Consider the following 25,600-nt stretch of genomic DNA (forward strand, 5'->3'; position numbering starts at 1 on the left):
GCATGACGATGTGGGTTGATCAGCGGCGCCAGGGCAACAGGTAGCGCCATGGCATTAGGCCCCCGCCTCGATCTTCGGCAAAGCCAGTCGCTGGTGATGACGCCGCAGCTCCAGCAGGCGATCAAGCTGCTGGCGCTCTCCAATCTCGAGGTCGAGGCGTTCATCGCCGAGGAGATCGAGAAGAACCCGCTGCTCGACGGCGGCGGGGAAGCGGCCGAGCGCGAGCCCGGCGACACGCCCGACGAAGGCCATGACGACGATGGTTTCTCGGCCGATGGCTTCGGCGGCGATGACGAGGAGTGGGACGGCCCCACCGCCGACCGGCTGATCGAGGCCGGCGACGCGGCGGCCGATGCGCCGCTCGACGCCGATTACGATGCCGAGACCTTCCACCATGACAGCGCGGCCGACAGCGCGCGGGGCCCGGAAGGGCCCGGGCTGGACGGCGTGGGAAGTGGCGGCGGATCGGAGGAACGGCCCGATCTGGACGAATATGCGACCGCCACCCTCTCGCTCCACGATCATCTCACCGCACAGGCGGGCGAGCTGCTGTCGGGCCATGAAATGGCGATCGCCGCCCGGATCATCGACCTGATCGACGAGGCCGGCTATTTCGAGGGCCAGACCCTGGAGATCGCCCAGTTACTCGATGTGCCGCTGTTCCATGTGGAACGCATCCTGTCGGTCATCCAGACGCTCGATCCCAGCGGGGTGGGCGCCCGCACCCTCGCCGAATGCATCGCGATCCAGGCGCGGGAGGCGGACCGCTACGATCCGGCGATGGCGAAGCTGATCGACAATCTCGACCTGCTCGCGCGCGGCGCCATCCCCCAGCTGCGCCGCCTGTGCGGTGTCGACGAGGAGGACATGGCGGACATGATCCGCGAGCTGCGCGATTATGATCCGAAGCCCGGCCTGCGCTTCGGCGGCGAGCCGGCGGCGCCCGTCACCCCCGACATCTTCGTCCACCGCACCGCCAATGGCTGGGCGGTCGAGCTGAACAACGCCACCCTGCCGCGGCTGATCGTCAACCGCAGCTATTATAGCGAATTGTCGAGCGGGCCGCAGGACAAGGGCAGCAAGGCCTGGCTGAGCGAATGCCTCGCCTCGGCCAACTGGCTGGTCAAGGCGCTCGACCAGCGCGCGCGGACGATCGTCAAGGTGGCGCGCGAGATCGTCAAGCAGCAGGAGGCCTTCTTCCTTCACGGGGTCGAGCATCTCCGCCCGCTCACCCTGAAAGCGGTGGCCGATGCGATCGGCATGCACGAATCGACGATCAGCCGGGTCACGTCGAACAAATATCTGATGTGCGAGCGCGGCCTGCACGAGCTCAAATATTTCTTCACCAGCGGCGTCGCGGCGGCCGATGGCGGCGACGCGGTCTCGGCCGAGGCGGTCAAGAGCCAGATCGCCAAGCTGATCGCCGCCGAGGGCGACGATATCCTCTCCGACGACAAGCTGGTCGAGCTGCTCAAGGAGAAGGGCTTCGATCTGGCGCGGCGGACGGTCGCCAAATATCGCGAGGCGATCGGCCTGGGGTCCTCGGTGCAGCGCCGCCGGCAGCGCGCGATGAAGGCGGCTTAGCGGTCCAGCGCGGCCTTTACCTTGCCGAGATCGACGACGACATGATGGGTCTGCGGCGCCGGATCGGCCGCGCGCCCGCTCGGCAGCGCCATGATCGGTCCCGCCACCAGCAACGCCGCCCCGATCGCCCAATAGAGTTTCATCGTGATGTTCCCTGCGTAACGATGGGGCTGCAACGCATGGCGGGGCGGAAGGTTCGCCCCGTGCCGCCTCCATCGACCCGGTGGGATCATGGCCGCCCTTTTCCTTGCCTTTTCCGCCGTCCGCGCGTAGAGGCGCGCTCGTCTTGCAGACAAAACAGCATTGGGCGCGTCCACGGACGCACGCTGGCCGGCGAGGTTTCGCCCGCCGGCGCGTTTTGCGTTTTGCACCTGGAAGACGGGATTTTCGGCGCTTCGGCGCACCTGGAGTGAACGCATGTTCGAGAGTCTGAGCGAAAGGCTGGGAGGGGTCTTCGACCGCCTGCGTGGCCGTGGCGCGCTGAACGAATCGGACGTGCGCGAGGCGATGCGCGAAGTCCGCATCGCGCTGCTCGAGGCCGATGTCGCGCTGCCCGTCGTCCGCACCTTCGTCGAGAAGGTCACCGAGCAGGCTGTCGGCCAGAATGTCCTGCGCTCGGTCACGCCGGGCCAGCAGGTCGTCAAGATCGTCCATGACGCGCTGGTCGACACGCTCGGCGCCGAGGCGTCGGACCTCGAGCTGGAGGTCACGCCGCCCGCGATCGTGATGATGGTCGGCCTGCAGGGCTCGGGCAAGACCACCACCACCGCCAAGATCGCCAAGCGCCTGACCGAGAAGGGTCGCAAGAAGGTCATGATGGCGTCGCTCGACGTCAATCGCCCGGCCGCGCAGGAACAGCTCGCCACCCTCGGCGCCCAGGCCTCGGTCGCGACCCTGCCGATCGTCCCCGGCCAGCAGCCGGTCGACATCGCCCGGCGCGCGCTCCAGGCCGCGAAGCTGCAGGGCTTCGACGTGCTGATGCTCGACACCGCCGGCCGTCTCCATGTCGATCAGGCGTTGATGGACGAGATGAAGGCGGTCGCCTCGGTTTCCGAGCCCGATGAGATCCTGCTTGTCGTCGACGCGCTGACCGGCCAGGACGCGGTCAACGTCGCCAAGAGCTTCTCCGAACAGGTGGCGCTGAGCGGCGTGGTGCTGACCCGGATGGACGGCGACGCGCGCGGCGGTGCCGCCCTGTCGATGCGCGCCGTCACCGGCAAGCCGATCAAGTTCGTCGGCACCGGCGAGAAGCTGGACGGGATCGAGCTGTTCCAGCCGAGCCGGGTCGCCGGCCGCATCCTCGGCATGGGCGACGTCGTCAGCCTCGTCGAGAAGGCCGCCGAGACGATCAAGGTCGAGGAGGCCGAGGCGCTTGCCGCGCGCATGGCCAAGGGTCTGTTCGACATGAACGACCTCAGGAACCAGCTGAACCAGATGAAGCGGATGGGCGGCCTGTCGGGCCTTGCCTCGATGCTGCCCGGCATCAAGCAGGTGAAGCAGGCGATGGCGTCCGGCGCCGCCGACGACAAGGTGCTGGTGCGCATGGACGCGATCATCGGGTCAATGACGCCCAAGGAGCGCGGCAAGCCCGAGCTTATCAACGCCAAGCGCAAGATCCGGATCGCCAAGGGCTCCGGCACCACGGTGCAGGACGTCAACAAGCTCCTGAAGATGCATCAGGAGATGGGCACCGTGATGAAGAAGATGAAAAAGATGGGCGGGCTCAAGGGCCTCGCCGGCCTGCTCGGCGGCGGCGGCGGTGGCCTGCCCCCGATGCCGGGCGGAAGCGGGCTTCCGGGCCTCCCCTCCAACCCGCAGGGGCTGCCCCCCGGCTTCCAGAATTTCCTGAAGAAACGCTGATTTTATACCGATCCGAATACCCAGAAAGGAATTACCATGTCCGTTGCAATCCGTCTCGCCCGTGGCGGCGCCAAGAAGCGTCCTTATTATCGCATCGTCGTCGCCAATTCGCGCAGCCCGCGCGATGGCGCCTTCATCGAGAAGATCGGTGCCTATAACCCGCTGCTCGCCAAGGACGATCCCAAGCGCGTCGTGCTCGATACCGAGCGCGCCAAGCACTGGCTGTCGGTGGGCGCGCAGCCGACCGACCGCGTCGCCCGCTTCCTCGACGCCGCCGGCGTCCAGGAGCGCGCCGCCCGCAACAACCCGAAGAAGGCCGAGCCGGGCGAGAAGGCCAAGGAGCGCGCCGAGGAGCGTCAGGCCAAGATCGACGCCGCCAACGAGGCTGCCGCCGAGGCCGCTGCCGCCCCGGCACCCGCCGAGGAGGAAGTGACCGCCGAGGCCCCGGCCGAGGAAGCCGCCGCCGAGGCGCCCGCCGAGGAAGCCGCTGCCGAGGAAGCTCCGGCCGCCGAGGAAGAAGCCCAGGGCTGAGCCCCGGCATGACCGATAATCGCACCGTCACGCTGGCCGTCATCATCGGCGCGCATGGCGTGACGGGCGAGGTCCGCCTGAAATTGTTCAGCGAGGACCTGAAGCCCTATCCGTCGCTCCAGGGCGGCGGACGGACCTTCACCCTCAAGACGATCCGCCCCGGCTCGAACGGGGCGGTTGCCCGTTTCGCCGAGATCGCCGACCGCAACGCCGCCGAGGCGCTGCGCGGCACCGAGCTAACCGTGCCGCGTTCGGCGCTGCCGCCGCTCGAAGAGGGCGAATATTATCATATCGACCTGATCGGCCTGCCCTGCCTGGTCGGTGCCGATGCGATCGGCCGGGCCGTGCTGGTCGAGGATTTCGGCGCGGGCGACGTGCTCGAGATCGAGAAGCCCGACGGCAAGCGCTTCATGGTCCCCATCGCCAAGGCGGTGACGATCGAGCCTGACCGGCTGCTGATCGATCCGGAGTTCGTCGAATGAATGCCGCCGCCATCTTCCTGCTGATCGGCTCCATCTATCTGGTGATCGTCGCCTATGGTGTCGTCCGCACGATGAAGAAGGGCCTGCCCCCGCGCGCCCGCCTCGCTTCGGCGGCGGCGCAGGTTGTCGTGCCGCCGGTCGCCCTGTTCGCGGCGCTGCTGACGACCGGGGATGCCTTCGCGATCGGCGGCTGGGGCGTGATGCTCGGCATGCTGCTGGTTGCGGGCACCCTGCTCGCCATCTGCACCGACATGATCGCGCGGCGGCTGTTGTAATAGCTGGGCGTATAAAGTATATACATGCTGTATATACGGAGCCGGTCATGAGCGAGGAATATCGCGCCAAGGTTTTCAAGTCGGGCAATTCGGTGGCGTTGCGCCTCCCGAAGGCGCTTGGCCTGAAAGAAGGCACCGAGGTGATCGTCCGCGAAGAGCGGGGCGAGTTCAGCTTCAAGCCGGCGGATGAGAAGCCGAAGAAGATCGATCTGACCGGCATCTACGGAACGATCCCCGGCCTCAAGCCGCGAACCCCCGAAGAACGTCAGTTCGATGATCCGCCGCGGCCCTGGCATCTGCTCGACCGGCCGAACGAAAGCTGAGTGCGCTACCTCATCGATACCAATTGTTGCATCTTCCTGTTCGCCGGCGGCTATCAAGCGCTGGCGGACAGGATCAGCGCGCTAGACAAGGACGAGGTCGGCCTTTCGGCCATCGTCTATGCCGAACTCGCGCTCGGCAGCGCAAACGGAAAGGAGCCGTCTCCGTCGGCGCTGGATCGGCTCATCCGTATATTTCCGGTCCTGCCATTCGATGAGGCTGCGGCCCGGGCTTATGCGCTCCTGCCTTTCAAGCGAGGCAGCTTCGATCGCCTGCTCGCCGCCCATGCACTGACGCTCGACCTCACTCTTATCACAAACAATGAGCGCGACTTCGCCGACATCCCCGGCCTGAAGGTCGAGAACTGGACGATCTGATGATCGAGTTACTCCTTATTCTGGCGGCTCTGGCGATTCCGGCTTTCCTGGGCCACCTCCTCCGTCTGGTGCGGCCCCAGTGGACTGCGAGGCGAATCAGCTACATAGCCGCATCGCCCATCCCGTTGCTCATCGCGGTTGCATGCGTTTTCATCATCGTTGAGGCCAGCATGACGCCGTCCGAAAAATGTGGGGTCGACGCGTGCGGGATGGCGATGGCCATGTCTGTCATCACGCTGGTAATCGCATTCGCGCTGTTCGTGATCGGGGCAATCATCGTCGCGCTTTGGCTTCGCCACACGGAAAAACCATGACCTTCGCCGCCACCATCCTGACCCTCTATCCGGAGATGTTCCCCGGGCCGCTCGGCGCGTCGCTCGCCGGGCGCGCGCTGGCGGAGGGGAAATGGTCCTGCGATCCCGTCCAGATTCGCGATTTCGCGATCGACCGGCACCGCTCGGTCGACGACACACCGGCGGGCGGCGGGGCGGGGATGGTGATGCGGGCCGACATATTGGCGCGCGCGGTCGATCATGCGCTGGAGAAGCGGCCCGACGCGCCGCTGCTGGCGATGACGCCGCGCGGACGCCCGCTCACCCAGGCGCGGGTCCGTGAACTGGCGGCCGGCGCCGGCGTCACGATTCTCTGCGGCCGATTCGAGGGAATCGACGAGCGGCTGTTCGAGGCGCGGCCGATCGAACCGGTTTCGATCGGCGATTATATCCTTTCGGGCGGGGAAATGGGCGCTTTGACCCTGCTCGATGCTTGCATTCGCCTGCTCCCCGGCGTAATGGGCGCCCCCGATAGCGGGGATGACGAGAGCTTCGAAAGCGGCCTTCTCGAATATCCGCATTATACCCGACCTGCTGAGTGGGAAGGGCGCACGATCCCCGAGGTGCTGCGATCTGGGGATCATGCGAGGATCGAGGCTTGGCGAAAGGCCATGGCCGAGACCGATACAAGGCTAAGGAGGCCGGACCTTTGGGAGCGTCATGAGGGCGCTCGGGTGCAGTCTCCCTCTGGCGCGCGGCGACAGAAGAAGGAGCGATGAGCATGAACCTCATCCAGCAGCTCGAAGCCGAGCAGATTGCCAAGTTCAAGGAAGCGAAGTCGATTCCCGACTTCCGCCCCGGTGACACCCTGCGCGTCGGCGTGAAGGTCGTCGAAGGCGAGCGCACCCGCGTCCAGGCCTATGAGGGCGTCTGCATCGCCCGCGCCAACAAGGGCATGGGTTCGTCGTTCACCGTCCGCAAGATTTCGTTCGGCGAGGGCGTCGAGCGCGTCTTCCCACTCTATTCGCCGAACGTCGAGTCGATCGAGGTCGTCCGCAAGGGCGTCGTCCGTCGCGCCAAGCTCTATTACCTCCGTGGCCGCCGCGGCAAATCCGCGCGTATTGCGGAGCGTCGCGACCATAAGCCGGCCGCCGAGGCCCAGGAAGCCTGATCGCAGGCGCTCCATAGCAAACCTCGCAGGCGGCCGGCTCCCCAGGGAGACCGGCCGTTTGCTTATCCAGCGCTACCGATACAACAGAAACGGCACGTCGCCCCGGCGGAGGCCGGGGCCGCAAGAGGTTCCAGCGACCCCGGCCTCCGCCGGGGTGACGTCCCAGCAAACGGAAAGAAGTGAAGATGGGCTATCGTGTCGTCGTCGCGGGTGCCACCGGCAATGTGGGCCGTGAAATGCTGAACATCCTGGCCGAGCGGGAATTCCCGATCGACGAGATCGCCGTGCTTGCCTCGGCGCGCAGCCAGGGCGACATGATCGAGTTCGGCGAGACCGGCAAGACGCTCAAGGTCCAGAATATCGAGCATTTCGACTTCGCCGGCTGGGACATGGCGCTGTTCGCGATCGGCTCGACCGCGACCAAGATCTACGCGCCCAAGGCGGCGGCGGCGGGCTGCACCGTGATCGACAATTCGTCGCTCTACCGGATGGAGCCCGATATCCCGCTGATCGTGCCCGAGGTGAACCCGGAGGCGATCGACGGCTACAAGGCCCGCAACATCATCGCCAATCCCAACTGCTCGACCGCACAGATGGTGGTGGCGCTGAAGCCGCTCCATGACGCCGCGACGATCAAGCGGGTGGTCGTCTCAACCTATCAGTCGGTGTCGGGCGCCGGCAAGCAAGGCATGGACGAGCTGTTCGAGCAGAGCCGCAACATCTTCGTCGGCGATCCCGCCGAGCCGAAGAAGTTCACCAAGCAGATCGCCTTCAACGTGATCCCGCATATCGACAGCTTCCTCGACGACGGCTTCACCAAGGAAGAGTGGAAGATGGTCGTCGAGACCAAGAAGATCATGGACCCCAAGGTGAAGGTGGTCGCCACCTGCGTCCGCGTCCCCGTCTTCGTCGGCCATTCCGAAGCGATCAACATCGAGTTCGAGAATGAGCTGTCGGCCGCCGACGCGCAGAAGATCCTGCGGGAAGCGCCGGGCGTGATGCTCGTCGACAAGCGCGAGGACGGCGGATACGTCACCCCGATCGAGTGCGTCGGCGAGTTCGCGACCTATGTCAGCCGCGTCCGCGACGATCCCACCGTCGACAACGGTCTGGTGTTGTGGTGCGTATCGGACAATCTGCGCAAGGGCGCGGCGCTGAACGCGGTGCAGATCGCCGAGCTGCTCGGCCGCCGGCATCTCAAGAAGGCGTAAGCTCTCAACTCCTCTTGACCGTCATTCCTGCGAAGGCAGGAATCCATGTCTGTCACCTCAAGCGGCATCGTTCGTTGAGAAAGACATGGACCCCAGCCTTCGCTGGGGTGACGTGGAGGGTAGATGTCCCGGACCATGACCGGCGGCTGCCAGTGCGGCCGCATCCGCTACGCCGCCGAGGTCGGCTCGGACGACGCCTATCTGTGCCATTGCCGGATGTGCCAGCGCGCGACCGGCGGGGTGTCGATCGCCTTCGTCAACCTGCCCAAGGCGGCGGTGGTCTGGGAAAGCGAGCCGGACTGCTATGCCAGCTCGCCGATCGCGCGGCGGCCCTTCTGTTCGGCCTGCGGCACGCCGCTCGGCTTCGAATATCCCGACAGCGACAAATGCGACCTGACCGTGGGCAGCTTCGACGATCCGTCGCGCTTCCGCCCGACCAGCCATTTCGGGGCGGAGGCGATCCACGAAGCCTGGATCGACACGCGCGCCCTGCCGCGCTACCGCACCGACCAGCATGACGCCCTCACCGACCGCTGGATGAAAGCCCTTGGCAAGCTCCCCGACTGACGCCACCCGCCACCATTTCGACGGCGCGGACGGCGCGCCGATGGTCTGGCACGGCATGGGGCCGGAGGATGGCCGGCCGGTGATCCTGATCCACGGCCTCTTCTCCAACGCCTTCACCAACTGGGTGCGTTATGGCCATGCCGCCAAGCTCGCCGCGAAGGGCCGCCGGGTGATCATGCCCGATCTGCGCGCCCATGGCGAAAGCGCCAAGCCGCACGATGCTTCGGGCTACAGCCCCGACATATTGGCCGACGACAATCTGGCGCTGATCGAGCAACTGGGTCTGCTGCCCGGCGGCTATGATCTCGGCGGCTATTCGCTGGGCGGACGCACGACCGCGCGGATGCTGGTGCGTGGCGCCCGGCCGGGCAAGGCGCTGCTGGCGGGCATGGGGCTGGAAGGCCTGCTGGACCTCGGCGGCCGCGTTGGCTTCTTCCGCAAGGTGCTCGAAGGCGTCGGCACCCACGCCAAATTCTCGCCGGAGTGGATGGCCGAGGGTTTCCTGAAGACAACGAAGGGTGATCCCCGCGCGCTGCTCCTGCTGCTCGACAATTTCCCCCGCATCCCCCGCGCCGCGCTGGCCGATCTCGACGTGCCGATCCTGGTGCTGACGGGCAGCGAGGACAAGGACAACGGCTCGGCCCGGGCGCTGGCGGAGGCGCTGCCCAACGCCGCCTATGGCGAGGTGCCCGGCAACCATATGAGCGCCGTCACCCTGCCCGAACTGGGCGATGCCATGGCGGCGTGGTTCCAGAGCGATTTCTAGGCGGATGGAGACATCCGCCGACTCGGAAATCGCGGCAAACCAGAGAATTGGGGCGGTCCGATCCGATGCAATCGGATCGTGAACCGCTCTGAGGGCGGCCGGCGGCCCCCCACAGCCGTATCGCTCGCGCAATACACGGGCTTGACCCGTTCCCTCGGGCATGGTGACACTGGTGTCAGCATAAAGACTCCGAGGAACTCCCCATGAGATACCCGATCAAGGCGGCCACATCGGCGCTCGCCATCGCAACCCTGTTCGCCGCCACCCCCGTCCTGGCGAAGAAGAAGGACAAGCCGGCCGATCCCGCCCCCGTCGCGGCCCAGGCGGCTCCGACCGTTGCCGAAGCCGACGCCTTCGTCGCCAGGGCCGAGCAGGAATTGAACGATCTCGGCATCTATGGCGCGCAGGTCGCCTGGATCAATTCCACCTATATCACCGACGACACCGACGCGGTGAACGCGCGGGTCGGCGCCGAATTCACCGAGCTGCAGGTCCGCCTCGCCAACGGCGCAGCGCGCTTCGACGGGCTCGATGGGCTCAGCTACGACACGAAGCGCAAGCTCGACGCGCTCAAGCAGAGCATCGTCCTGCCCGCGCCCTCCACCCCCGGCGCGGCCAAGGAGCTCAACGACCTCGCGACCCGGCTCCAGTCCGCCTATGGCAAGGGCAAGGGCACGCTACGCGGCAAGGAGATCAACGGCTCGGACATCGAGGCCGAGATGGGGACCAACCGCAACCCGGCCGAGCTGAAGGAGATGTGGCTGAGCTGGCACGATCAGGTCGGCAAGCCGATGGCGGGCGACTATGCCAAGCTGGTCGAGATCGCCAACCAGGGCGCGATCGACCTTGGCTACAAGGATCTCGGCGCGATGTGGCGTTCGGGCTATGACATGCCCGCCGACGATTTCGCGAAGATGATGGACCGGCTGTGGGTGCAGGTGAAGCCGCTTTACGACGCGCTCCACTGCTATACGCGGACGAAGCTCAACGCGAAATATGGCGATGCCGTCCAGCCCAAGGCCGGCCCGATCCGCGCCGATCTGCTTGGTAACATGTGGGCGCAGGAATGGGGCAATATCTATGACATCGTCGCCCCCAAGGGTGCTGGCGACATCGGCTATGATGTCGAGGAACTGCTCAAGGCCAAGCAATATGATCCGGTGAAGATGGTGAAGACCGGCGAGGGCTTCTATTCCTCGCTGGGCTTCGCGCCGCTGCCCGACAGCTTCTGGACCCGCTCGCAGATCACCAAGCCGCGCGACCGCGAGGTGGTGTGCCACGCCTCGGCGTGGGACATCGACAACAAGGACGATCTGCGCATCAAGATGTGCACCAAGGTGAACTCCGACGACTTCGTCACCATCCACCATGAACTGGGCCATAATTACTATCAGCGCGCCTATAACAAGCAGAGCTACCTCTACCTCAACGGCGCCAATGACGGCTTCCACGAGGCGATCGGGGATTTCGTCGCGCTGTCGATCACGCCCGACTATCTGGTGAAGATCGGCCTGCTCGATCCCGCCAAGGTGCCGAGCGCGGACAAGGATATCGGCCTGCTGCTGCGCCAGGCGATGGACAAGGTGGCTTTCCTGCCGTTCGGCCTGCTGATGGACAAGTGGCGCTGGGGCGTGTTCAACGGATCGATCCGGCCCGCCAATTACGAGAAGGCGTGGACCGACCTGCGGCTGCAATATCAGGGCATCGTGCCCCCGGCCGATCGGCCCGACGACGCCTTCGATCCGGGCGCCAAATATCATATCCCGGGCAACACGCCCTATGCGCGCTATTTCCTCGCCCGCATCCTCCAGTTCCAGTTCTACAAGGCGGCGTGCGACCAGGCGGGCTGGAAGGGCCCGCTTCACCGCTGCTCCTTCTACGGCGACAAGGAGGTCGGCAAGAAGCTCGACGCGATGCTGGCGATGGGATCGTCCAAGCCCTGGCCCGATGCGCTGGAGGCCTTCACCGGCAGCCGGGAGATCGATGGAACGGCGATGATCGCCTATTTCCAGCCGCTGATCGGCTGGCTCGAACAGCAGAACAAGGGCCAGCGCTGCGGCTGGTGAGAATCGGACGGGGGCGGCGCCGAATCGTTCGGTGCCGTCCCCGATGTCCGCGCCAATAAGCTGAATAAAGATGACGATCCTGATGGGGGACGATTCGCGCTCGGGAGCGGAAAGCCGAAGGAATCGCGTCGAATAGCTTCCAAAACGGATCAACTGCTCGGAAACGGTACGGTTTCCGATCCTTTTACTATTGATTTTTGAAGCCCCCCGCTCCAGTGCGGCGGCCCAATCGACAGGGGGTGGCCGGCATGCCGGCGGCGGATTGTCCGCCGCTGTGGTCGGGCCGCGACGGCTGGGGCGTCCGGGGGATATGACGGCAGCGATTGTCATCATCACCGTGCTGATCTTCATCGCGGCCATGCTGTGCGCGGTGATGCTGATCGCGTGGCGCAGCTTCGGGCGCCCGCGCCATGCGCTGGTGTGGGCGCTCGCCTTCGCGGTCGCCACGGCGCAGTGGTTCTCCAACCTGGCGCTGCGCCTGCAGGCCGACGACAATACCGCGCTCCATGCCCTTACCGCCGCGCTGGGCTGCCTGTCCAACGCGCTGATCGCGGTGGGCTTCGTCCAGCGCAACCGCGCGCCGCGCCGGGTGCGGCCGCTGCTGGCCGCCGCGCTGGTGGCATCGCTGCTGATCGGCGTCGCCAATTTCGTCGAGCCGGTGATGGGCATACGCTATTCGACCGGGCTCGGCTTCGGCGGGCTGATGATGCTGGTCAGCGCCTTCAACGTCGCGGGCGGCTTCCGCCAGGCATCGCTTCCCGAACGCGCGGTGATGGTGATGCTAACGCTTTTCGCGGCCATCGATTTCTCGCTGGCGGCGATCGCGATGGGGCCGGGCACCGCCAACGACGAGGGCAGCCTGTTCTTCTTCCGGTCGGTGGTGACGATGCTCTACCCGATCGCCTTCACCGGTGTCGGCCTGTTCTCGGTCTTCCTCGTCGCCGCCGATCTGGCCGATGACATGCGCCGGCTCGCCACGTCGGACATGCTGACCGGCGTGTACAACCGGCGCGGCTTCGAGGATTCGGCCGAACGCGCGATCCGCAACGCCCAGCGGCAGCGGCAGCCGCTCAGCGTCGTCGTCGCCGATATCGACAATTTCAAGCTGATCAACGATCGGCACGGCCACACCGTCGGCGATCGCGCGCTCCGCCATTTCGCCAGCCGGCTCGAACGGCTGGTGCGCCGTGGCGACCTGATCGGCCGGATCGGTGGCGAGGAATTCGCGCTGCTGCTGGTCAACACCCGCCCCCAGGACGCGCTGGAGGTGGTCGAGCGAATCCGCCGCGACATCGCCGCGATGCCGGTCGACGGTGCCGCCCGGATCGTGATGACCGCCAGTTTCGGCGTCACCGGCCTGCGCCCGGGCGACATCTCGCTCGCCTCGCTGCTCGCCCGCGCCGATCGTGCGCTCTACCGCTCGAAGCTGGAAGGCCGCGACCGGGTGACGAGTGCCGACGAGCTTGAAGAGGTGGCTTGAGAATGCCCTTCTTCCCCTCTCCCGCCTTCGCGGGAGAGGCCGGGTGAGGGTCTTCTTCTTGTTCCGACGTCGGCAAGACCCTCACCGCTGCGACTAGTTCGCTACGCTCACAAGTCTCGCTCCTCTCCCGCGAAGGCGGGAGAGGGATTTTCACCGAAACGGCGGCTCGTTGAACGCGCGCAATTTCCGGCTGTGCAGCCGCGCGCCCTCGCCGCGCAGCTGGTCGACCGCGGCGATGCCGATCTGGAGATGCTCGGCGATCGCGCGCTCGTAGAAGCGGTTGGCCTGGCCGGGCAGCTTGATCTCGCCATGGATCGGCTTGTCGGAGACGCACAGCAGCGTCCCATAGGGCACGCGGAAGCGATAGCCCTGCGCCGCGAGCGTCGCCGATTCCATGTCGATCGCCACCGCGCGGCTCTGGCTGAAGCGCAGCGCGGAGGCGGTGTAGCGCAGTTCCCAGTTGCGGTCGTCGGAGGTGACGACGGTGCCGGTCCGCATCCTGAGCCTCAGCTGCTCCATGCTCTCGCCCGATACGATCTCGGCCGCGCGGGTCAGCGCCTGCTGGACCTCGGCGATCGCCGGGATCGGGATTTCGGGGGGCAGGACATGGTCGAGCACATGGTCGTCGCGCAGATAGGCGTGGGCCAGCACATAGTCGCCGATCCGCTGGCTGGGGCGCAGCCCGCCGCAATGGCCGATCATCAGCCAGGCCGCCGGGCGCATCACCGCCAGATGGTCGGTGATCGTCTTGGCGTTGGACGGGCCGACGCCGATATTGACCAGGGTGATGCCCGAACGGTCGGGCGCGACCAGATGATAGGCCGGCATCTGGTGCTTGCGCCATGCGCTGTCGGCGATCGCCTGCTTGGGATCGGGATCGCCGGGCCTTATCTCGACGCCGCCCGCCCCGCTCAGCAGCGTGTAGCGGCTGTCGCCGTCGAGCTGCTCGATCGCCCAGTGGACGAACTCGTCGACATAGCGGTGATAGTTGGTGAACAGGATATAGTCCTGCACATGGCCGGGCGGCGTGCCGGTATAGTGGCGCAGCCGGGCCAGGCTGAAATCGACGCGCGGCGCGTCGAACAGCGCCAGCGGACGCGCCATCGCCCCTTCCTGCACCCACAGCCCGTCGGCCAGCTCGTCACCGATCTGCGACAATTCGGTCGACGGGAAGATGCGCGACAGCTCGACCGGCGAGGCGCCGGTCAGGTCGAGGTCATGGCCCGCGTCGAGCACATAATTATAGGGAATCTCGGTGGTGCTGAGCCCGGCGGTCACCTCCACCCCGTAATCGGCGATCAGCAGGTCGATCTGCTGGGCCAGATAGGGGGCGAACAGCCGGGGCTGGGTGACTGCCACCGCATAGTCGCCGGGTTCCTGGAGCCGCCCGAAGGATCGGCCGAGCGGCCCGGGATCGCGGCCGCCGGCATAACTCAGCCTTATTTCGGGATAGGCGAAGGCGCCGTCCCGCCGCAGGGCGGGATCGGGCCGTTCGCCGGTCCGGATGAACTGCGTCAGCGCGGCGCGCAGACGGGTAACCGATTGCTGGTAGATCGTGTCGAGCTGCTCGACGATTTCAAGGCTCTGGTTTGAAGGCAATATTTTCTCCTTTTGTGCCTTTGCGGATCATAGCTGCGTCAGCATGTGCTCCGCGCTGCTGACATTATATTCGCGCGGGGCCTCGACATTGAGGGTGGTTATCACCCCGTCCTTGACGATCATCGAGAAGCGCTGGCCGCGCATGCCGAGCCCGGCGGCGCGGCCGTCCATCTCCAGCCCGATCGCGCGCACGAAATCGCCATTGCCGTCGGCCAGCATCGTCACCTTGCCGTCGGCGCCGGCCGACTTGCCCCAGGCCCCCATCACGAAGGCGTCGTTGACGGCGGTACAGACGATCTCGTCGACGCCCTTCGCCTTCAGCTCAGTGGCCTTGTCGACGAAGCCCGGCAGGTGGCGCGCCGAGCAGGTCGGCGTGAAGGCGCCCGGCACCGAGAACAGCGCCACGGTGCGGCCGCCGAACAGAGCGTCGCTGGCGATGTCGGCGGGCCCGTCGTCGGTCATCGTCTTGAAGGTGGCGGCGGGAATGCGGTCTCCGGTGCTGATCGTCATCGTCTCTCTCCTGGAAGGCTGATGGCTAAACGAGTCTTGTTGCGGTTTTGCGGGGGAAAGGGAACCCCCACGATCCTCCCCACGCTGCGCGCAGGGAGGATATCACTCACACCCGTTCACGGAGCTTCAGCAGCCAGGGGGCCAGGAACGGCGCGATCCGCATCAGCGCCAGCGCCTTTGCCCAGCGCGGGCTGCGCTTCCCCACGCCGAGCCGGACGAGATCGGCCACAGCGGCGCGGACGTCGCCTGCCTTCACCCGGGCGAAGGCATCCTCGATCGCCATGTCATGCTCGATCCGGGCGATCATCTCCTCGGCGGCCCGCGCCTCGGGACGGCCGGCGAGATGGTCGCGCGCCTTGCTCATCACCGCATGGGCGGTGCGCAGCATGACGGGCGTGTTGCCCGACATCTGCCCCTCGCGCCGCCGGTAGCGGGCCAGCGGACGCGGCACATGGGCCAATTCCCATCCGGCCGAGAGCAGCCGGATCCAGGCGTCGAGATCCTCGGAGGATTTGAGACTCGTGTCGAAGCCGCCAATCCCCAGGATCGCCTCGCGCCGCATCGCGGTCAGCCCGAATATGTTGAACTCGCGCCGGATCAGCTTCTCCAGGGTCGGCGGCCCCGCCTGCGGGCAATAAGCCGAGAACAGCTCGCCTACCCGGTCGGCGCCGAAGAAGGTGGCGTCGCCGGTCGCGAAGCCGGCCTTGGGATTGGCCTCCAGCGCGGCGATCATCGCGGAGACGAAATCGGGCTCCAATATGTCGTCGCCGTCGAGCAGCGCGACATAGGGCGTCTCGGCCACCGCGATCGCCCGGTTGCGCGCGGTCGGCAGCCCGCCATTGTCGGTCTGCAGGAACCGGATGCGCGGATCGGCCAGATAGGGCGCGACATGCTCGGCCACCCTCTGGTCGCCATCGTCGACCACGATCGCCCGCCAGTCGCCGCGATCCTGCGCCAGCACCGAATCGAGCGCATCGGCCAGCATCGCGCCGACGCCATAGGCCGGGATGACGATCGTTATGGCGGCGGGCGTTATGGCGGCGGGCGTGATGGTGGCGGGCGTTGCTCCCGCGCCCGTCTCCGCAGCTTCCCCGGTTGGCGTCCCCATGGCGCTGGACTATAGATGCTGGCGATGGATGCGCCAGCCTCTCTCAGCGGGCAGTTCCTGCTCGCCATGCCGGGGATCGGCGATCCCCGCTTCGAAAAGGCCGTGATCGCGATGTGCGCGCATGACGGGCAGGGCGCGCTGGGCGTCGGCATCGATCGTCTCCTGCCGGGCATCACCCTCCACAGCCTGCTCGAACAGCTGGAGATCGAACCGGGGGTGGCGCCCGATTGCGGCATCCATGCCGGCGGCCCGGTCGAGCAGCAGCGCGGCTTCGTCCTCCACAGCCCCGAATGGACCGGGGAGGACAGCCTGTTCGTCGAGGATCGCTGGGCGCTGACCTCGACCCTCGATGTGCTGCGCGCGATCGCGGGGGGCACCGGCCCGCGCCGCTGGCTGGTCGCGCTCGGCTATGCCGGCTGGGGGGAAGGGCAGCTCGACGGCGAGATGCGCCGCCATGGCTGGCTCGCGACTCGGGGCGACGAAGGCTTGTTGTTCGACCATGAGGCCCCCGCCCGATGGAAAGCCGCGATGCGGTCGGCCGGTATCGATCCGCGTCTGCTGGCGGCGACGAGCGGCCAGGCGTGACCTCGTACACATCCTGGATGTGCACTAGGAGTCTCATTACACTATCGTACTGAATTATTTAGACTTTTGGACCTGGCCTTAACCAGTTTCCGCAAGACATTACGAAAATTTACAGTCAATCCTTTGCGCACGGGAAGTGCCGCCCGCGGGGGGCGGCTCCGGGGAGTAGGGGCAAGCACCCATGCGTAAGACGATATGCGCGGCCATGGCCGCGCTGTCGGCCATGTCACCGGCCTATGCCGGTTGCTGGTCGGCCGAACATGCGAGCGCGGCGCGTATCCGCGATCTACAGACCTACCTCATGGTCGAAACCCTGCGCTGCCAGGCGATGGGATTCAACATTTCGACCGACTATAACGCGTTCGTTCGTGGCAACCGTGCGGCGATCGGCGCGGCGAACGACCGGCTCAAGGCCTTCTTCGTCTCTTCGGCGGGTCCGGTCCGCGGCCAGAACGCCTATGACCGCTTCACCACGTCGCTCGCCAACGCCTATGGCGCCGACCGCACGAGCCAGGACAGCTGCTACGAAGCCGCATCGACCGCCCGCGAGGCGACGATGATGGCCAATGACCGTGAAGGCCTCGAGATGATCGCCGACCGCCAGGGTCTCGATCCGGTCCTTCCCGGCGGACGCTGCGGACGCGGCGCCGTCGCCCAGATCGCCCGCTAAAGCGCAGGCGATCCGCCCTCTCCTCCTACTCCAGGGGAGGAGAACAGGCCCATATAAAGATATCTTTATATTTGCATTTGACGGCCTGCCCGGCTATTGCGCCCGGCATTGCCGCCGGCTTGCCCCGGCTGCCCCCATGTGAGGAGAAGCCCGGTGGCCACCGCCGCAGCGACCGAATTCAACGATTATGTCATCGCCGATCTGAGCCTGGCCGATTTCGGCCGCGCCGAGATCAACATCGCCGAAACCGAGATGCCGGGCCTGATGGCGCTGCGCTCCGAGTTCGGCGCGTCGCAGCCGCTCAAGGGCGCGCGCATCACCGGCTCGCTGCACATGACGATCCAGACCGCCGTCCTGATCGAGACGCTGGTCGCACTCGGCGCCGACGTCCGCTGGGCGACCTGCAACATCTTCTCGACCCAGGACCATGCCGCCGCCGCCATCGCCGCGCGGGGCATCCCGGTGTTCGCGATCAAGGGCGAGAGTCTGGCCGATTATTGGGACTATGTCGGCTCGATCTTCGACTGGGGTGATCAGACCGCCAACATCATCCTCGACGACGGCGGCGACGCCACCATGTTCGCGCTGTGGGGCGCGAAGCTGGAGGCCGGCGCCACCCTGGGCGAGCCCGAGAATGCCGAGGAAGTCGAATTCCAGCGCGCGCTCAAGGCGTTCATCGCCAAGCGCCCGGGCTATCTGACCGAGACCGTCAAGAACCTGAAGGGCGTCTCCGAAGAAACCACCACCGGCGTCCACCGCCTCTACGAGATCGCCAAGAAGGGCGAGCTGCCCTTCCCCGCGATCAACGTCAACGACAGCGTCACCAAGTCGAAGTTCGACAATCTCTATGGCTGCAAGGAATCGCTGGTCGACGCGATCCGCCGCGCGACGGACGTGATGCTGGCCGGCAAGGTCGCCTGCGTCGCCGGCTTCGGCGATGTCGGCAAGGGCTCGGCCGCTTCGCTGCGCAACGGCGGCGCCCGCGTCCTCGTCACCGAGATCGATCCGATCTGCGCGCTGCAGGCGGCGATGGAGGGCTATGAGGTCGTGACGATGGACGAGGCGGTCAAGCGCGCCGACATCTTCTGCACCGCCACCGGCAATGCCGACGTCATCACCGCCGATCACATGAAGGCGATGAAGCCGATGTCGATCGTCTGCAACATCGGCCATTTCGACAGCGAGATCCAGATTGCCGCGCTCGACAATTACGAGTGGTCCGAGGTCAAGCCCGGCACCGATCTGGTCAAGTTCCCCGACGGCAAGCAGATCATCATCCTCGCCAAGGGCCGCCTGGTGAACCTCGGCTGCGCCACCGGCCACCCGTCCTTCGTGATGTCGGCCAGCTTCACCAACCAGACGCTGGCGCAGATCGAGCTGTGGACCCGTGGCGACAGCTACGAGAACAAGGTCTATGTCCTGCCCAAGCATCTCGACGAGAAGGTGGCCGCGCTCCACCTCGAGAAGCTCGGCGTCCAGCTCACCAGGCTGAGCGAGAAGCAGGCCGCCTATATCGGCGTCAGCACCGAAGGGCCGTTCAAGCCCGATCATTACCGCTACTGATATCGGCGCGGGGGCTGGGCATCGGCCCGCCCCCGCCGCCTTACCCTATCCATGTCATGCCCCGATTGGCGCTTCAGGCTGATTCAGCCTGAACCGATCGACGTCCAGGACTCCTAGGACTCCGCGTTCTTCAGCATTGCCATGATCAACCGCGCGATTTCTGATGCGGTGGCCTCGCGGTCGAGATGATGGTCGCCCAGATTGCGTCCGGATAGCCCGAACAGCGTGGCCATCAGCAGTTCGGTGACGGCTTCCAGATCGCGCTCCCCCAGCCGGTCATTGGCCCGGCAGGCCAGATCGCGCAGCACCGCGCGGAAATCTCCCGCGAACTGCCTGATCCGCGCGCCGACTTCGGCCGAGCGGCCCGCTTCGGCCAGGATTTCGAAGGTCAGCGTTTCATACTCGTCGGACAGGGTTTCGAGGATGAGCCGCTCGAACGCCTCGGCGGGGGATATCCGTCCGCTGACGGCAGCGTCGCGGACCTGGGTCATCTGCACCATCCATTCGCGATGATCGTCCTCGACGATCGCCAGAATGATGTCGTCCTTGTTCTTGAACAGCCGGTAGATCTGGCCGACGCTCACCTGGGCCTCGGCCGCCAGTTCCGACATCGCGGTCAGATGGAAGCCGCGCGACGCGAACAGGTTTCGCGCCGCGGCGATGATGCGGGATCGCCCGTCCGGCCTCTGTTGCGCTGCAACCAAATTTCCCGCTCCGACCTTTTGCCCCTTGACCCGCTTATAGCTCCGAAGTAGGGCGCCGGCAAGCGGAATGAACGTTCATTCCAGGCCAGTCGACCGAGTTGAGTTTCCTATGCGACAGCTTCCCATCCCCGGTTTCGCGGCGCTCGCCGCGCTCGCGCTGCTGACCGCCTGTGGTGGCGATCCGCCGCCCGCGCCGCCGCCGCCGCAGGTCGGCGTGGTGACGCTGTCGACGGGATCGGCACCGTTGCAGACTGAGCTTCCGGGGCGGATTTCCGCGCTGGAAACCTCGGAGGTGCGCCCGCAGATCAGCGGCGTGGTGCGCCGCCGCCTGTTCGAGGAAGGCGCGATGGTCCGCGCCGGGCAGCTTCTCTACGTGATCGAGGACGCGCCCTACAGCGCCGCGCTCGGGACTGCCCAGGGCAACCTGGCCCGCGCCCGGGCCTCGATCAACGCCACCCGTCTCCAGGCGCAGCGCTATCGCGAGCTGGTCGGGATCAATGCGGTGAGCCGCCAGGAAGCCGATAATGCCGATGCTGCGGCGCAGCAGGCACTGGCCGATGTGACCGCGCAGCGCGCGGCCGCCCGTGCCGCGCAGATCAACCTCGATTTCACGCGCATCAAGGCGCCGATCTCGGGCCGCATCGGCCGATCGCTGGTAACGCCGGGCGCGCTCGTCCAGGCCGGCCAGCCCGATCCGCTGGCGACGATCCAGCGCACCGACCGGGTCTATGTCGACATCACCCAGTCGGCCGCGCAGCTGCTCGACCTGCGCGAGGCGATGCGGGCGGGCGGCGTCGAGGCGAGCGCGGGCGCCCCGGTGCGGCTGATCCTGCCCAACGGCAAGCCCTATGGGCTTGCGGGGCGGCTGCAATTCTCCGAAGTCAGCGTCGATCCCGCCAGCGGGGCGGTGACGCTGCGGGCGACCTTCCCCAATCCGGACGGGCTGCTGCTGCCCGGCATGTTCGTGCGCGCGCAGCTGACCCAGGGCGTGCGCAGAGCGGCCATTCTGGCTCCCCAGCGCGGCATCACCCGCGATCAGCGGGGCCGCCCCGTCGCCCTCGTGGTCGGCCGGGGCAACAAGGTCGAGCAGCGCATGGTCACGGTCGATCGGCCGCTAGGCGACAAGTGGATCGTCACCGGCGGGCTTCGTCCCGGCGACCGGCTGATCGTCGAGGGGCTGATGAACCTCAGGCCCGGCACGGTGGTGACGCCGGGTGCCCCCCAGCCGGCTCCCGGGACCGCCGGAAACTGATCGGCCATGTCCCGCTTCTTCATCGACCGGCCGATCTTCGCCTGGGTCATCGCGATCATCCTGATGCTCGCGGGCATCGTCGCGCTGCGTTCGCTGCCGATCGAGCAGTTTCCCGAGATCGCCCCGCCCAAGGTGACGATCGCCACCGCCTATCCAGGCGCCGACGCCCAGACGCTGGAGAACAGCACCACCCAGATCATCGAGCAGCAGCTCAAGGGCATCGACAATCTCAGCTATTTCTCGTCGACCAGCGATTCGGCCGGCAATCTGGCGATCACCCTGACCTTCGAGCAGGGCACCGATGCCGATACCGCGCAAGTGCAGGTCCAGAACAAGCTCCAGCAGGCGACCCCGCTGCTGCCGCAGGAGGTCCAGCAGCAGGGCCTGCGCGTGTCCAAGTCGGCGGCCAGCTTCCTGCTGATCGCGGCGCTCTATTCGGAGGACGGCAGCCAGGATCAGGTCGACCTCGGCGACTTCGTCGTGTCGACCCTGCAGGATCCGCTCAGCCGCGTGACCGGCGTCGGCGACACCCAGGTGCTCGGCGCGCAATATGCGATGCGGGTCTGGCTCGATCCGTTCAAGATGGCCACGCTCGGCGTCACCGTCGGCGACGTGAAGGCCGCGATCCGCGCGCAGAACGCCCAGGTTTCGGCGGGGCAGGTCGGCGGGCTGCCCTCGGTGAAGGGTCAGGCGCTCAATGCCGTCATCACCGCCCAGTCGCGCCTGCGGACGGTCGAGGAGTTCCAGGAAATCCTGCTCCGTTCGAACCGCGACGGCTCGGCCGTCAAGCTCGCCGATGTCGCGCGGGTCGAGCTGGGATCGGAGAATTACGCCTTCGTCGCGCGCTTCAACGGCAAGCCGGCGGCCGGGTTCGGCATCAAGCTGGCCCCCGGCGCCAACGCGCTGGAGACGGTCGAGGCGGTGAAGGCCGAGGTCGCCCGGCTGGAGAGGAATTTTCCGGCGGGGCTCAAGGTGGCCTACCCGGTCGACAACTCGACCTTCGTGAAGCTGTCGGTCGAGCAGGTGGTGAAGACGCTGTTCGAGGCGATCGTGCTCGTCTTCATCGTGATGTTCCTGTTCCTGCAGAACTGGCGGGCGACGATCATCCCGACGATCGCCGTGCCGGTGGTGCTGCTCGGCAGCTTCGCCGTGCTCGCCGTGGCCGGCTATTCGATCAACACATTGACCCTGTTCGGCATGGTGCTGTCGATCGGCCTGCTGGTCGACGACGCCATCGTCGTGGTCGAGAATGTCGAGCGGCTGATCCAGACCGAGGGGCTCAGCCCCAAGGAGGCGGCGCGCAGGTCGATGGACGAGATCAGCGGCGCGCTGGTCGGTATCGGCCTCGTGCTGTCCGCGGTCTTCCTGCCGATGGCCTTCTTCGGCGGGTCGACCGGCGTGATCTTCCGCCAGTTCTCGATCACGATCGTCTCGTCGATGGCGCTGTCGGTGCTGGTCGCGCTGATCCTGACGCCGGCGCTGTGCGCCACGATCCTGCGGCCGGCGCGCGAGCATCAGGAACGCAAGGGCCTGTTCGGCTGGTTCAACCGCAGCTTCGATCGCGGCGTCACCCGCTATGATCACGGCCTGCGCCGGGTCGAGCGCCGCTGGGGCCGGACCCTGCTGCTCTACACCGCCATATTGGGGGTGCTTGCCATCCTGTTCCTGCGCCTGCCCGGCGGCTTCCTGCCGGAGGAGGACCAGGGCGCGATGATGGCTTCCGCCACCCTCCCGGCCGGCAGCACGATCGAGGAAACCGATGCGGTGATGAAGCGCATCCAGAATCATTTCCTGGTCGACGAGAAGGACAATGTCTCCGCCATCTTCACCGTCTCCGGCTTCGGCTTCGGCGGGCAGGGGCAGAATGTCGGCATCTCCTTCATCAAGCTCGCCGACTGGAAGGAGCGCAGGGGCGCGGACGCCCGTGTCGGCGCCATCGCGCGGCGCGCCAATATGGCGTTCAGCCAGTTGCGCGCCGGGATGGTGTTCGCCTTTGTGCCGCCTGCCGTCATCGAACTGGGCAACGCCTCCGGCTTCGATTTCCAGCTGAAGGATGCCGGCGGCCTCGGCCATGACGGGCTGCTCGCGGCGCGCAACCAGCTGCTCGGCATGGCGATGGCCGACAGGCGTCTGGTGCGGGTGCGTCCCAACGGGCTGGAGGATACGCCGCAGCTGGCGCTGAAGGTCGACAAGCAGGCGGCGGGCGCGCTGGGCATCGCCCAGGCCGACATCAACGAAGCGATATCCACCAGCCTGGGCGGCTCCTATGTCAACGACTTCATCGACCGCGGGCGGGTGAAGCGCGTCTTCGTCCAGGCCGACGCGCCGTTCCGCACCACGCCGGAGGCGATCGGTGCGGTCCACGTTCGCGGATCGACCGGCACGATGGCGCCGCTCTCGTCCTTCGCGCGCACCGAATGGAGCTTCGGCCCGTCGCGGCTGGAGCGCTACAATGGCGTGTCCTCGTTCGAGATCATGGGCTCTCCCGCGCCCGGGCTCAGCACCGGCGCCGCGATGGCGGCGATGGAGGAGCATGCCGCCAAGCTTCCGCCCGGCGCCAGCTTCGAATGGACCGGCATCTCCCATGAGGAGAAGCTGTCGGGCGGGCAGGCGCCCCTGCTCTATGCGCTGTCGCTGCTGATGGTCTTCCTGTGCCTCGCCGCGCTCTACGAAAGCTGGTCGGTGCCGCTGTCGGTGCTGCTGGTGGTCCCGCTTGGCGTGTTCGGCGCGGTGCTGGCCGCCTGGGCGATGGGCCTGAACAACGACATCTACCTGCAGGTCGGCCTGATCACGACGATCGGCGTCTCCGCCAAGAACGCGATCCTGATCGTCGAGTTCGCCGAGGAGAAGATGCGCGAGGGCCTGTCCGCCGGCGCGGCGTCGATCGAGGCCGCGCGCCTGCGCCTGCGCCCGATCCTGATGACCAGCTTCGCCTTCATCTTCGGCGTGCTGCCGCTGGCCCTCGCCAATGGGGCCGGGGCGGGCGGGCAGCGCGCGATCGGCTGGGCGGTGGTGGGCGGCATGCTGTCGGCCACGGTGCTGGCGATCTTCTTCGTGCCGCTGTTCTTCACCCTGGTGAAGCGGCTGTTCCGTCAGGACGGGCCGGGCGCCGCGCATCTCCAGGGCAAGCCGGTGGAGGCCGGAGCATGAGGCACATCCTGCTTCCCGCCATCGCCGGCCTGCTGCTCGCGGGCTGCAACCTCGCTCCCAAATATGTCCGGCCGGCCCTGCCGGTTCCGGCTTCGACGCCGGACTATTCGGCGCCGGCGGCCGCCGCCGGGGCGGCGATCGTTCCCGCCGACACCGCCTGGCGGGATTTCTTCGTCGACGATCGGCTGCGCGGGCTGATCGCCCTCGCGCTCGATCAGAATCGCGACCTCCGACTCGCGGTCGCCAATGTCGAACAGGCGCGCGCGCTCTATCGGGTCCAGCGTTCCGATCTGCTGCCGGGCGTCGCCGCGTCGGGCGGCGCGACCTACCAGAAGAGCCCGGTCGGCGGGCTGGGCGGCGGCGGGGGCGGTGCCGCAGCCGGCGCCGGGCGGTTCGACATCTATTCGGCCTCGGTCGGCGTCTCCGCCTGGGAGATCGATCTGTTCGGCCGCGTCCGCAACCTCACCCCTTCGGCGCAGGAGCAATATTTCGCGAGCGAGGAGAACCGCAACGCGGCCCAGGCGACCCTGATCGCCGAGGTCGCCAGCGCCTGGATAACGATGGCGGCGGACCAGGAGCGGTTGCGCATCGCCCGCGATCTGGAGCGGACCTTCGGCATGGCGCTGGAGCTGAACCGCGCCCGTTTCCGCGCCGGGGTCGCTTCCGAACTGGAGGTGCGCCAGGCGCAGACCAGCCACGACCAGGCCCGCTCGGACATCGCCGCCGCGACCGCGCTGGTGGCGCAGGACCAGAATGCGCTGAACCTGCTCGCCGGAACCACCGTGCCCGCCGATCTGCTGCCCGCCGCGCTGGACGAGCGGGAGGCGATGCTTGACAACCTGCCCGCGGATCTGCCGTCGGAGGTGCTGCTGCGCCGGCCCGACATCGCCGCCGCCGAGCATCGGCTGCGGGCGGGCAATGCGGATATCGGCGCGGCGCGCGCGGCCTTCTTTCCCCGCATCTCGCTGACGGCGGCGTTCGGCGTCACCAGCCTCGGCCTGTCGAACCTGTTCCAGTCGGGCAGCGAAAGCTGGTCGGTCGCGCCCACAGCCTCGCTGCCGCTGCTCGATTTCGGGCGCAACAGCGGCAATCTCGCTTATTCGAAGGCCAGTTATCGGGCGCTGGTCGCGCAATATGAGAAGACCGTCCAGCAGGCGTTTCGCGAGGTTTCCGACGCGCTGGCCCGTCGCGCGACGATCGGCGACCAGCTCGCCGCGCAGCGTTCTCTCGCCGATGGCGCGCGGGCCGGCCACCGGCTTTCAGAGGCGCGTTTCCGCTCGGGCATCGATCCCTTCCTGACGACGCTCGATGCGCAGCGCACGCTGTACGCGGCGGAGCAGGGGCTGCTGACAACGCGGTTGCAGCGCGGATTGAACGCGGTCGAACTATACCGCGCCCTGGGCGGCGGGCTACGCTGATCGGCAGTTCACGTCGCGGACGGCTAGAGCAGGATGCTCGTCGCCACCCAGACGAAACCGGCCATGCACAGGATCATG

Annotated in this window: 26 protein-coding genes; 21 read left to right on the forward strand and 5 right to left on the reverse strand. The window is 66.9% G+C overall.

The window, feature by feature from the left end:
- Nucleotides 1-48: 48 nt before the first annotated feature.
- Complete coding sequence (gene rpoN, locus CMV14_RS02370; protein WP_066960311.1) at nucleotides 49-1,584, forward strand: RNA polymerase factor sigma-54; 1,536 nt, start codon at nucleotides 49-51, stop codon at nucleotides 1,582-1,584.
- Here rpoN and CMV14_RS26660 read toward each other — a convergent pair.
- Entirely contained in the window at nucleotides 1,581-1,727 is a 147-nt protein-coding gene (locus CMV14_RS26660; RefSeq protein WP_176488971.1) for a hypothetical protein, read from the reverse strand. The genes rpoN and CMV14_RS26660 overlap by 4 nt on opposite strands.
- Nucleotides 1,728-2,001: 274 nt before the next feature.
- Between CMV14_RS26660 and ffh the strand changes: the two genes are divergently transcribed.
- From ffh to CMV14_RS02440, 14 genes are all read left to right on the forward strand, one after another.
- Nucleotides 2,002-3,444, forward strand: a complete 1,443-nt coding sequence (gene ffh / locus CMV14_RS02375) for a signal recognition particle protein (protein ID WP_066960314.1) — start codon at nucleotides 2,002-2,004, stop codon at nucleotides 3,442-3,444.
- Between the two features lie 36 nt (nucleotides 3,445-3,480).
- Nucleotides 3,481-3,975 carry a 30S ribosomal protein S16 gene (gene rpsP / locus CMV14_RS02380; protein ID WP_066960317.1) on the forward strand — a complete coding sequence of 165 codons (495 nt, stop codon included), beginning with the start codon at nucleotides 3,481-3,483 and terminating at the stop codon, nucleotides 3,973-3,975.
- Nucleotides 3,976-3,983: 8 nt separating this feature from the next.
- Nucleotides 3,984-4,457 (forward strand): ribosome maturation factor RimM, encoded by a 474-nt coding sequence (gene rimM / locus CMV14_RS02385; RefSeq protein WP_066960319.1) that lies wholly within the window; start codon nucleotides 3,984-3,986, stop codon nucleotides 4,455-4,457.
- Entirely contained in the window at nucleotides 4,454-4,732 is a 279-nt protein-coding gene (locus tag CMV14_RS02390) for a hypothetical protein (RefSeq protein ID WP_066960320.1), read from the forward strand. The genes rimM and CMV14_RS02390 overlap by 4 nt, the downstream gene beginning before the upstream one ends.
- A 47-nt stretch (nucleotides 4,733-4,779) precedes the next feature.
- On the forward strand, nucleotides 4,780-5,055 hold the full coding sequence (locus CMV14_RS02395) for an AbrB/MazE/SpoVT family DNA-binding domain-containing protein (RefSeq protein ID WP_066960321.1): 276 nt from the start codon (nucleotides 4,780-4,782) through the stop codon (nucleotides 5,053-5,055).
- Nucleotides 5,056-5,430, forward strand: a complete 375-nt coding sequence (locus CMV14_RS02400) for a type II toxin-antitoxin system VapC family toxin (RefSeq protein WP_066960322.1) — start codon at nucleotides 5,056-5,058, stop codon at nucleotides 5,428-5,430. It begins immediately after the preceding gene.
- Nucleotides 5,430-5,744: a hypothetical protein gene (locus CMV14_RS02405; protein WP_066960324.1), complete on the forward strand. Its 315-nt coding sequence runs from the start codon at nucleotides 5,430-5,432 to the stop codon at nucleotides 5,742-5,744. The genes CMV14_RS02400 and CMV14_RS02405 overlap by 1 nt, the downstream gene beginning before the upstream one ends.
- Nucleotides 5,741-6,481 carry a tRNA (guanosine(37)-N1)-methyltransferase TrmD gene (gene trmD / locus CMV14_RS02410; protein WP_066960327.1) on the forward strand — a complete coding sequence of 247 codons (741 nt, stop codon included), beginning with the start codon at nucleotides 5,741-5,743 and terminating at the stop codon, nucleotides 6,479-6,481. Before CMV14_RS02405 ends, trmD begins: the two co-directional genes overlap by 4 nt.
- Before the next feature lie 2 nt (nucleotides 6,482-6,483).
- Nucleotides 6,484-6,873 (forward strand): 50S ribosomal protein L19, encoded by a 390-nt coding sequence (gene rplS, locus CMV14_RS02415; protein ID WP_066960331.1) that lies wholly within the window; start codon nucleotides 6,484-6,486, stop codon nucleotides 6,871-6,873.
- A 185-nt stretch (nucleotides 6,874-7,058) separates the two neighbouring features.
- Nucleotides 7,059-8,084, forward strand: a complete 1,026-nt coding sequence (locus CMV14_RS02420; RefSeq protein WP_066960450.1) for an aspartate-semialdehyde dehydrogenase — start codon at nucleotides 7,059-7,061, stop codon at nucleotides 8,082-8,084.
- Between the two features lie 123 nt (nucleotides 8,085-8,207).
- A complete protein-coding gene (locus CMV14_RS02425) occupies nucleotides 8,208-8,651 on the forward strand; it encodes a GFA family protein (RefSeq protein WP_066960339.1) in 444 nt (147 codons plus the stop codon).
- Between the two features lie 40 nt (nucleotides 8,652-8,691).
- On the forward strand, nucleotides 8,692-9,417 hold the full coding sequence (locus tag CMV14_RS02430; protein WP_408014385.1) for an alpha/beta fold hydrolase: 726 nt from the start codon (nucleotides 8,692-8,694) through the stop codon (nucleotides 9,415-9,417).
- Between the two features lie 203 nt (nucleotides 9,418-9,620).
- A complete protein-coding gene (locus tag CMV14_RS02435; RefSeq protein WP_066960345.1) occupies nucleotides 9,621-11,483 on the forward strand; it encodes a M2 family metallopeptidase in 1,863 nt (620 codons plus the stop codon).
- 310 nt (nucleotides 11,484-11,793) lie between these two features.
- The gene (locus CMV14_RS02440) at nucleotides 11,794-12,963 is read left to right on the forward strand and encodes a GGDEF domain-containing protein (RefSeq protein ID WP_066960348.1); all 1,170 of its coding nucleotides are present in this window, start codon (nucleotides 11,794-11,796) and stop codon (nucleotides 12,961-12,963) included.
- 150 nt (nucleotides 12,964-13,113) lie between these two features.
- On the opposite strand, the gene CMV14_RS02445 is transcribed toward CMV14_RS02440, so the two are convergent.
- The 3 genes from CMV14_RS02445 to CMV14_RS02455 form a co-directional block, all read right to left on the reverse strand.
- On the reverse strand, nucleotides 13,114-14,562 hold the full coding sequence (locus CMV14_RS02445; protein ID WP_066960351.1) for an AMP nucleosidase: 1,449 nt from the start codon (nucleotides 14,560-14,562) through the stop codon (nucleotides 13,114-13,116).
- 27 nt (nucleotides 14,563-14,589) lie between these two features.
- Entirely contained in the window at nucleotides 14,590-15,072 is a 483-nt protein-coding gene (locus tag CMV14_RS02450) for a peroxiredoxin (protein WP_066960354.1), read from the reverse strand.
- A gap of 106 nt (nucleotides 15,073-15,178) precedes the next feature.
- Nucleotides 15,179-16,180 (reverse strand): glycosyltransferase family 2 protein, encoded by a 1,002-nt coding sequence (locus CMV14_RS02455; RefSeq protein ID WP_083215701.1) that lies wholly within the window; start codon nucleotides 16,178-16,180, stop codon nucleotides 15,179-15,181.
- A gap of 24 nt (nucleotides 16,181-16,204) precedes the next feature.
- Between CMV14_RS02455 and CMV14_RS02460 the strand changes: the two genes are divergently transcribed.
- From CMV14_RS02460 to ahcY, 3 genes are all read left to right on the forward strand, one after another.
- Nucleotides 16,205-16,765, forward strand: a complete 561-nt coding sequence (locus CMV14_RS02460) for a YqgE/AlgH family protein (RefSeq protein WP_066960456.1) — start codon at nucleotides 16,205-16,207, stop codon at nucleotides 16,763-16,765.
- 181 nt (nucleotides 16,766-16,946) lie between these two features.
- Nucleotides 16,947-17,435, forward strand: coding sequence for a hypothetical protein (locus tag CMV14_RS02465; RefSeq protein WP_139114677.1), 489 nt, complete (start codon nucleotides 16,947-16,949; stop codon nucleotides 17,433-17,435).
- Nucleotides 17,436-17,588: 153 nt separating this feature from the next.
- The gene (gene ahcY / locus CMV14_RS02470; protein WP_066960359.1) at nucleotides 17,589-18,998 is read left to right on the forward strand and encodes an adenosylhomocysteinase; all 1,410 of its coding nucleotides are present in this window, start codon (nucleotides 17,589-17,591) and stop codon (nucleotides 18,996-18,998) included.
- 113 nt (nucleotides 18,999-19,111) lie between these two features.
- Here the strand turns inward: ahcY and CMV14_RS02475 are convergent, their stop codons facing one another.
- Entirely contained in the window at nucleotides 19,112-19,702 is a 591-nt protein-coding gene (locus tag CMV14_RS02475; protein ID WP_066960362.1) for a TetR/AcrR family transcriptional regulator, read from the reverse strand.
- A gap of 109 nt (nucleotides 19,703-19,811) precedes the next feature.
- Here CMV14_RS02475 and CMV14_RS02480 point away from each other — a divergent pair, with 109 nt between their 5' ends.
- The 3 genes from CMV14_RS02480 to CMV14_RS02490 are packed head-to-tail and all read left to right on the forward strand — an operon-like array spanning nucleotide 19,812 to nucleotide 25,522.
- Complete coding sequence (locus tag CMV14_RS02480; RefSeq protein WP_066960365.1) at nucleotides 19,812-20,954, forward strand: efflux RND transporter periplasmic adaptor subunit; 1,143 nt, start codon at nucleotides 19,812-19,814, stop codon at nucleotides 20,952-20,954.
- Between the two features lie 6 nt (nucleotides 20,955-20,960).
- Nucleotides 20,961-24,104: an efflux RND transporter permease subunit gene (locus tag CMV14_RS02485; RefSeq protein WP_066960368.1), complete on the forward strand. Its 3,144-nt coding sequence runs from the start codon at nucleotides 20,961-20,963 to the stop codon at nucleotides 24,102-24,104.
- Complete coding sequence (locus tag CMV14_RS02490; protein ID WP_066960371.1) at nucleotides 24,101-25,522, forward strand: efflux transporter outer membrane subunit; 1,422 nt, start codon at nucleotides 24,101-24,103, stop codon at nucleotides 25,520-25,522. Before CMV14_RS02485 ends, CMV14_RS02490 begins: the two co-directional genes overlap by 4 nt.
- Nucleotides 25,523-25,600: the final 78 nt, after the last annotated feature.

It is taken from the genome of Rhizorhabdus dicambivorans (assembly GCF_002355275.1).
Lineage (GTDB): Bacteria > Pseudomonadota > Alphaproteobacteria > Sphingomonadales > Sphingomonadaceae > Rhizorhabdus > Rhizorhabdus dicambivorans.

Coding starts and splice junctions, on each gene's coding strand:
- CMV14_RS02430 (WP_408014385.1), top strand. CDS start 8,692: ATGGTCTGGCACGGCATGGGGCCGGAGGATGGCCGGCCGGTGATCCTG.
- CMV14_RS02435 (WP_066960345.1), top strand. CDS start 9,621: ATGAGATACCCGATCAAGGCGGCCACATCGGCGCTCGCCATCGCAACC.
- CMV14_RS02395 (WP_066960321.1), top strand. CDS start 4,780: ATGAGCGAGGAATATCGCGCCAAGGTTTTCAAGTCGGGCAATTCGGTG.
- CMV14_RS02450 (WP_066960354.1), bottom strand. CDS start 15,072: ATGACGATCAGCACCGGAGACCGCATTCCCGCCGCCACCTTCAAGACG.
- CMV14_RS02480 (WP_066960365.1), top strand. CDS start 19,812: ATGCGACAGCTTCCCATCCCCGGTTTCGCGGCGCTCGCCGCGCTCGCG.
- CMV14_RS02460 (WP_066960456.1), top strand. CDS start 16,205: ATGGATGCGCCAGCCTCTCTCAGCGGGCAGTTCCTGCTCGCCATGCCG.
- CMV14_RS02455 (WP_083215701.1), bottom strand. CDS start 16,180: ATGGGGACGCCAACCGGGGAAGCTGCGGAGACGGGCGCGGGAGCAACG.
- CMV14_RS02440 (WP_066960348.1), top strand. CDS start 11,794: ATGACGGCAGCGATTGTCATCATCACCGTGCTGATCTTCATCGCGGCC.
- trmD (WP_066960327.1), top strand. CDS start 5,741: ATGACCTTCGCCGCCACCATCCTGACCCTCTATCCGGAGATGTTCCCC.
- rplS (WP_066960331.1), top strand. CDS start 6,484: ATGAACCTCATCCAGCAGCTCGAAGCCGAGCAGATTGCCAAGTTCAAG.
- CMV14_RS02465 (WP_139114677.1), top strand. CDS start 16,947: ATGCGTAAGACGATATGCGCGGCCATGGCCGCGCTGTCGGCCATGTCA.
- CMV14_RS02405 (WP_066960324.1), top strand. CDS start 5,430: ATGATCGAGTTACTCCTTATTCTGGCGGCTCTGGCGATTCCGGCTTTC.
- CMV14_RS02420 (WP_066960450.1), top strand. CDS start 7,059: ATGGGCTATCGTGTCGTCGTCGCGGGTGCCACCGGCAATGTGGGCCGT.
- ffh (WP_066960314.1), top strand. CDS start 2,002: ATGTTCGAGAGTCTGAGCGAAAGGCTGGGAGGGGTCTTCGACCGCCTG.
- rimM (WP_066960319.1), top strand. CDS start 3,984: ATGACCGATAATCGCACCGTCACGCTGGCCGTCATCATCGGCGCGCAT.
- rpoN (WP_066960311.1), top strand. CDS start 49: ATGGCATTAGGCCCCCGCCTCGATCTTCGGCAAAGCCAGTCGCTGGTG.
- CMV14_RS02425 (WP_066960339.1), top strand. CDS start 8,208: ATGTCCCGGACCATGACCGGCGGCTGCCAGTGCGGCCGCATCCGCTAC.
- CMV14_RS02490 (WP_066960371.1), top strand. CDS start 24,101: ATGAGGCACATCCTGCTTCCCGCCATCGCCGGCCTGCTGCTCGCGGGC.
- CMV14_RS26660 (WP_176488971.1), bottom strand. CDS start 1,727: ATGAAACTCTATTGGGCGATCGGGGCGGCGTTGCTGGTGGCGGGACCG.
- CMV14_RS02485 (WP_066960368.1), top strand. CDS start 20,961: ATGTCCCGCTTCTTCATCGACCGGCCGATCTTCGCCTGGGTCATCGCG.
- rpsP (WP_066960317.1), top strand. CDS start 3,481: ATGTCCGTTGCAATCCGTCTCGCCCGTGGCGGCGCCAAGAAGCGTCCT.
- CMV14_RS02390 (WP_066960320.1), top strand. CDS start 4,454: ATGAATGCCGCCGCCATCTTCCTGCTGATCGGCTCCATCTATCTGGTG.